At 71.9% G+C, this 6,915-nt stretch carries 4 protein-coding genes; all 4 read left to right on the plus strand.

What is annotated here, in order from left to right; translation table 11 throughout:
* Positions 1-212: 212 nt before the first annotated feature.
* The 4 genes from IA22_RS0127065 to IA22_RS0127080 all read left to right on the plus strand — a co-directional run bounded on the left by IA22_RS0127065 (position 213) and on the right by IA22_RS0127080 (position 6,756).
* Positions 213-617 carry a type II toxin-antitoxin system PemK/MazF family toxin gene (locus IA22_RS0127065; protein ID WP_014152239.1) on the plus strand — a complete coding sequence of 135 codons (405 nt, stop codon included), beginning with the start codon at positions 213-215 and terminating at the stop codon, positions 615-617.
* A 432-nt stretch (positions 618-1,049) separates the two neighbouring features.
* Positions 1,050-4,328: a non-ribosomal peptide synthetase gene (locus tag IA22_RS0127070; RefSeq protein ID WP_030125132.1), complete on the plus strand. Its 3,279-nt coding sequence runs from the start codon at positions 1,050-1,052 to the stop codon at positions 4,326-4,328.
* A 152-nt stretch (positions 4,329-4,480) separates the two neighbouring features.
* Entirely contained in the window at positions 4,481-5,779 is a 1,299-nt protein-coding gene (locus IA22_RS0127075) for a diaminobutyrate--2-oxoglutarate transaminase (RefSeq protein ID WP_030125133.1), read from the plus strand.
* A 32-nt stretch (positions 5,780-5,811) separates the two neighbouring features.
* A complete protein-coding gene (locus IA22_RS0127080) occupies positions 5,812-6,756 on the plus strand; it encodes an ornithine carbamoyltransferase (RefSeq protein ID WP_014152236.1) in 945 nt (314 codons plus the stop codon).
* The last annotated feature ends 159 nt before the right edge of the window (positions 6,757-6,915 follow it).

Consider the following 6,915-nt stretch of genomic DNA (forward strand, 5'->3'; position numbering starts at 1 on the left):
CTTCACCACCTCGAGCGCCCGCCTGCCGGCGGCCAGTGTCTATGCTATGAGCTGCGGCTACCGCATGATCTTCGGTCTTCACACACCGATGATCAGCCGGGGCCGCGCCCGTCTTCACCACCCCCTCGGGCACGACGTGCGAAGACGGGGCCGCGTCCGGTGTCCCGTTCGTGCGTGCGGCGTCCGCCCGTCGACACGGACCAGGAGGACACATGCAACGCGGCGAAGTGTGGTGGGTCGACTTCGACGAGCGGCGTCCGGTCGTGCTGCTGTCGGACGACGAGCCGTCCGGGTTCCAGGTGATGCAGGTCGTCGCGCCGGCGGGCGTCGACATCAGCGGCCTGGGCGTCGAAGTGCCGATAGGCGCTCAGGAAGGGCTGCCCCTCGAAGGCGTGCTGCGGTTCGCGTTCCCGCGTCCAGGCTTCACTCCTTGCACCTGGCTGACCACTGTTGCCCGGGAAGACCTTGTCGAGCGAGCGGGCGTGTTGTCCTCCGCGAAGCTCAGCGAGGTCGGAGCCGCCCTCCACGCAGCCCGACAAGGGAGGGAGTGGACCCCGATGGCGGCTGCCAGGCTCCGCGAGATCGGAGAGGCCCGCCGTATCGGAGGACTCGAGTAGGGGACGCCCCTGCTGCCCGGCGGGCCGTTGTCCCGCTCATGGCCGTCACGCGCGCACGCGGAAGCGCGGCGCCGTCACTCCGCCCGACCGGACGTCCGCCGAGCGGCTCTCCCGGCTGATCCGGCCGAGGCCGCGCCCCAGGTACGGGGCGGCGACATGCGCGCCGGGGATCTCCAGGTTCGGTCCCGTATCCGGTCGAGGTCTCCGTCGCCTTCAAGTGCGGGATCCGCTGCTCGCGGCTGATGTGCGCCGGAAGCGGCTGACAGGAGATCGTCGACGGCGGCTCGCGGCGCAAGGGAGTCATGGACAGGACTGGGCCGCCGACGAGGCTGCCGGAATCTCTCTGGGCGGCAGGCGGGGCGCCACGGAGACTCGCAGATGTCCGGAGCCGCTCGGAGGAGCCGGGCGTGTCTGCTTCCATGGAGGTGACCGGTGGACAGCGCTGATGCCCAGGAGACGGGTTCCGGCCGGCCGATGTCGTTCGCACAGCGGCGGCTGTGGTTTCTGGACAGTCTGCGCCCCGGTACGCCGGCCGATCTGCTGCCGCTGGCGTTGCGTATCCGCGGCGACCTCGACGACAAGGCGCTGACCGGGGCGTTCGCGGCGATACTCGCCCGGCACGAGGTGCTGCGGACACGCTACCCGGCCGTCGACGGTGAGCCGGTCGCGGTGGTGGAGCTCACCGCGGAGGCGCCCTGGAGCCGTCGGGATCTGCGGCATCTGCCGTCCGGGCAGCGCGAGTCGCTGCTCGCGGAGCTCGTCGCTGCCGAACTGGTCAGGCCGCTGTCGCTGGAGTCCGCGCCCCCACTGCGGCTGACCCTGGTGCGACTCGCCGAGCGCGAACATGTCCTGCTGATCGTGGTCCACCACATCGCCTTCGACTTCTTCTCCTGGCCCGTCCTCACCCAGGAACTGGCGGCCGGGTACCGGGCCCGCACCATCGGTCCCGAGCCGGAGTCCGAGCCGCTGACCTTCCAGTACGCCGATGCCGCCGCTCAACAGGCCGCACGGCTGGCGGGACCGCGGGCCGAACGCCAACTCGCCTACTGGCGCGAGCGGCTGGCCGGCCTGGAACCCCTGGAGCTGCCCGCCGACCGGCCGCGTCCGGCGGTCTGGGACGGCGCCGCCGACATCGCACGCTTCACGATCCCGAGCGAGCTGACCGAGAAGATCGACCGCGTCGCCAGGGAGCACCGGGCCACGCGGTTCATGGTGCTGCTCGCCGCCTTCCAAGCCGTCCTGGCACGGCTGACGGGCCGGAACGACGTGGCGGTGGGCACCCCGGTCAGCGGCCGGGGACGGCCCCCGCTCGACAAGCTGATCGGGCTGTTCGTCAACTCCGTGGTCCTCCGCGCCCACCTGGGCGGCGCACCGTCCTTCACCGAACTGCTGGGCCGGGTGAGGAAGGACACCCTCGACGCGCTCACCCATGCCGAGCTGCCGTTCGAGCGGATCGTCACCGAGCTGGCCCAGCAGCGTGACCTGTCCCGCAACCCCCTCTTCCAGATATCCTTCCAGCTGCTCTCCCTGCCGGAGGAACCGGACCATCTGCCCGGCCTGGACACGGAGATGATCTCCACGCCGGCTTCCGGCAGTGCCTTCGACGTGTCGTTGGACCTCCTCTCCCATCCGGACGGCCGGATCTCCGGCCGGATGCAGTACGCCACCGCGCTCTTCGACCCGGACACCGCCGAACGGATCGGCGCCGCCTTCACCACGCTGCTCACCGCGGCCGTGGCCGAGCCGGACGCCCCGGTCGCCCGTCTCGCGGCCCGGCTCCCCAGCCTCCCGGGGCGGGAGCGCCGCAGGCTGCTGGCCCAGGGCAACGACACCGCGATGGAGGTGCCGGACGTCCCCTGGACCGAGCTGTTCGCCCAGCAGGTGTCCCGAACCCCCGGCGCCGTTGCGGTCAGCGGCCCCGGCGGCACTCTCACGTACGCCGAACTGGACTCCCGGGCGAACCAGTTGGCGCACCGGCTGGCCGCGAAGGGCGCCGGTCCGGGTATCCCCGTCGGGGTCCTGCTGGAACGCGGTCCCACGCTGCTGGCCGCCCTCCTGGCGGTCCACAAGGCGGGCGCCGTCTACCTCCCGCTCGACCCGGGCTATCCGGCGGGGCGGATCGGCTATCTGCTCCAGGACGCCGGAGCCGGGGCGCTGATCAGCGAACGGGAGCTCGTCAAACGGCTCGACCGCACGGGGACCCTGTCCCGGCCTGCGGAGGAGCACACCCTCCTGCTGGACGATCCCGCCGAGGCAGCCCGGACGGCCGCCGCACCGTGCTCGGCGCCCCGTCACCACCCCGGTCCGGACGAGCTGGCCTACATCTTCTACACCTCCGGCTCGACCGGCCACCCCAAGGGCGTCATGGTCGAGCACCGCGCGCTGACGCACTTCCTGGTGGCGATGGCCGGCCGTCTCCCGCTGCGCCCCGGCGGCACGTTCCTGGGCATCACCACGGTCTCCTTCGATCCGTCCCTGATGGAGCTGTGCCTTCCGCTGACGACGGGTGCCCGGCTGCTCCTCGCCGACCGCGAACAGGCCCGCGACCCGGAGCGGATGGCCGCGCTGATCGCCACCGCCGGGACCGCCCTGGTGCAGGCCACCCCGGTGACCCTGCGGATGCTGCTGGACACCGGCTGGCGGCCGGGCGCCGGACTCACCGTCCTCAGCGGCGGCGAGAAGCTGCACACCGAACTGGCGGTCCGGCTGGCCGCCGACGGTGCTCGGGTATGGGATCTGTACGGCCCCACCGAGACCACCGTCTGGGCCACCACCGCCCGCCTCGACCCCCACGGACGGAATGTGGACTGGCAGCTCCGTGGCAACACGCGGCTCGTGCTGCTCGACGCCCGGATGCAGCCCGTCGGCGAAGGCGCCGTCGGGGAGATCCACATCGGCGGCAGCGGCCTGGGCTGGGGTTACCACGCACGGCCCGCCCAGACGGCCGGGGCCTTCGTCCCGGACCCCTTCGCCGACCGCCCCGGTGCGAGGCTGTACCGCACCGGCGACCTGGCACGCCGGCGCCCTGACGGATCCCTGGAGATCCTGGGCCGCGCCGACCACCAGGTGAAGATCCGGGGCCACCGGATCGAGCCGGGCGAGATCGAGACCGCGCTGCTCGCCACGGGAGCCTTCCGAGCCGTGCTGGTCCGTGCGGTACCCCACCCGGACGGCGACCAGCGGCTGGCCGGCTATCTGGTGCCGAAGGGTGGGACCGCCCCCGGCCACGAGGAACTGCGGACGGTGCTACTGGCCACCCTGCCCGACTACATGGTGCCTGAGGCATTCGTGACGCTGGACGCTCTGCCGCGTACGCCGAACGGCAAAGTCGACCGGGCGGCGCTGCCCCCGGTGGCCAGCTGGGGCCGGACCGGCACCACCACCGGCGCGCCGCCGCGCACGGACCGGGAACGCACCGTGGCCGGGGTCTGGGAAGAGGTCCTGGGCGTCCAGGCCATCGGTGTCGACCACGACTTCTTCCAGCTCGGCGGGCACTCCTTGCTCGCCACCCGGGTCGCGGTGCGACTGCGGGCCGCGCTCGGGATCGACGTCCCGGTCCGGGCGCTCTTCGAGCACCCCACCGTGGCCGCGCTCTCCGCCGCCCTCCCCGGTTTCCCGACCGTCGCGGCGGGACCGCCCGCACCCGTCCTGGGAGCCCGGCGCCGGGCACGGCGCCCCGCAGCCGCCCGATCCACGGACGGCCGCCGGTAGAGGACCGGCCCGGAACGGCAGCCGGTCCCCACCACCACGTCATCGACAGTCACGTCACGTCACCACCCCACGACGGCATGCCCCGCCGGCTCAGGGCCGCCACCTCCCGGCCGGTCGGCACGGCGGGCGAGAACCGAAAGGACCCGATCACCATGACCCTCGCGTTCACTCCACCCACCACCGCGCCGCCCGAGGGCCCGGACGTCGCCGTCTTCGAGCGGTACGAATCCCATGTCCGCAGCTACTGCCGCAAGTTCCCGGTGGTCTTCGAGCGCGCCAAGGGCGCCCGGCTGTACGCCGAGGACGGCAGGGTCTTCACCGACTTCTTCTGCGGGGCCGGATCACTCAACTACGGCCACAACCCCGGGCCGATCAAGGAGCGGATCGCCGACTACCTCGCCTCCGACGGGATGATGCACGGCCTCGACATGTACACCGTGGCCAAGCGTTCCTTCCTGGTCGCGCTCACCGAGCACATTCTGCGGCCCCGCGGCCTGGAGTACACCGCGCAGTTCTCCGGGCCCACCGGCGCCGACGCGGTCGAGGCCGCGCTGAAGCTGGCCCGCAAGGCCACCGGACGCCGGGGGATCTTCGCCTTCAGCGGCGGCTACCACGGCATGACCCGAGGCTCACTGGCCGTCACCGGTAACGGCCGGGCCCGCCGGGCCGGCGGGGTGCACGGCCAGGACGAGGTCACCTTCATCCCCTACGAGGACGGACCGCAGGGCCCGTTCGACTCCGTCGCGTTCATCGAACGGCTGCTGGCCGACTCGTCATCCGGTGTGGAGCTGCCCGCCGCGGTGATCGTCGAGCCGCTGCAGATGGAGGGTGGCGTCTACCAGGCGTCCGCCGACTGGCTGCGCCGGCTGCGTGTCGTCACCGAGCGCCACGGCATTCTGCTCATCTGCGACGAGATCCAGTCCGGGTGCGGCCGTACCGGCACCTTCTTCGCCTTCGAGGAGTCCGGCATCGTCCCGGACATCGTCACCGTCTCCAAGTCCATCAGCGGCTACGGCCTCCCCCTGGCTCTCACCCTGTTCCGCCCCGGCCTGGACGTCTGGGAACCGGGGGAGCACACCGGCACCTTCCGTGGCAACCAGCTGGCCTTCGTCGCCGCGACTGCCGCTGCCGAACTCTGGAGCGACCCGGACTTCCTGGACCGGCTTCCGGTACCGGCCCGCAGGCTGGCCGAGTTCGGCGCCGAACTCGTCGCCGCCGAACCGGAGATCGTCATCCGGGGCCGCGGCATGGTGCTCGGCATCGACCTGGGCCGCAAGGGCGGTGGCAAGCGCGCCGAAGAGGTCCAGCGGTATGCCTTCGACCACGGGCTGATCGTCGAACTCTCCGGCCGGGACGACGAGGTGATCAAGGTGCTGCCGCCGCTGACCGTCACCCCCGAGGAGCTCGACCACGGCATCGGCGTGCTTCGCGCCGCACTGCTCAGCAGCTGACCCCCGAACCGCTCCACCCAGGAGGAAGCACCATGCCTCAGGCCGAACGCCGCCATCTGATCTCCATCGACGACCTCTCCGACGAGGAACTGCGGCACATCGCCCTGCGCGGCGCCGAGTTCTCCGCGGGCTCCGCCGACGACGCCCGCCCCCTGGCGGACACCGTCGTCGGCGTGCTGTTCCGCAAGACCTCCACCCGCACCCGTACCGCCTTCTCCGCCGGTGCGCTGAGGCTGGGCGCCCGGCTGATCACCTACGGCCCGGGGGACCTCCAGGAGAACACCGGGGAGACCGTGGAGGACAGCGCCGCGGTGCTCTCCCGCATGATCGATGTGCTGGTGGCGCGCACCGCCGGGCCCGAGCACGAACTGCGCGCCTATGCCGCCCAGCGGCGGATGGCCGTCGTCAACGCGATGAGCCAGGGGGAGCACCCCACCCAGGCGCTGGCCGATCTCACCACGCTGCTGCGCAGGTTCGGCCGGATCGAGGACCTGCACGTGATCTACGTGGGTGAGGGCAACAACACCGCGTCCGCCCTGGCCCTGGCGCTCTCCCGCTTCCCGGGGACCCGGCTCACGCTGCGCACCCCGCCCGGGTACGGAGTGGCACCCGAGTACCTGGAGCGGGCGGCGGTCAGCGCGAAGCGGAGCGGTGCCCGGATCGAGGAGCGTCACGACATGGCGGACCTGCCGGCCGCCGACGTGGTCTACACCACCCGCTGGCAGACCACGGGGACGGTCAAACCGACCGCCGACTGGCGCGAGGTGTTCGCGCCGTTCCAGGTCACCGAGAAAACCATGGCAAGCAGCCCTGACGCGGTCTTCATGCACGACCTCCCCGCACACCGGGGTGAAGAGGTCACCGCGGACGTGCTGGACGGCCCGGCGAGCATCGCCTTCGACCAGGCCGAGAACAAATACCACAGTGCGCGCGCCGTCCTCGAATGGTGCGCGGCCGACCGGAGCTCCGAGAGGTAGAGCGGCATGGACGCGGAAAAGCAGGCGGAAGACAGGGAAGCCGTGTATCTGCCCGGTGGGCGTTGGCGGTTGTGGGAGCAGTTCTCGTTGCGTGGGCCGGGTTTTCCGGTGGGGGGTGTGCTGGATCTGGCTCCGGTGGATCTGTCGGTGTATGCGGAC

The organism is Kitasatospora papulosa (assembly GCF_000717245.1).
GTDB classification, from domain to species: Bacteria; Actinomycetota; Actinomycetes; order Streptomycetales; family Streptomycetaceae; genus Streptomyces; species Streptomyces papulosus.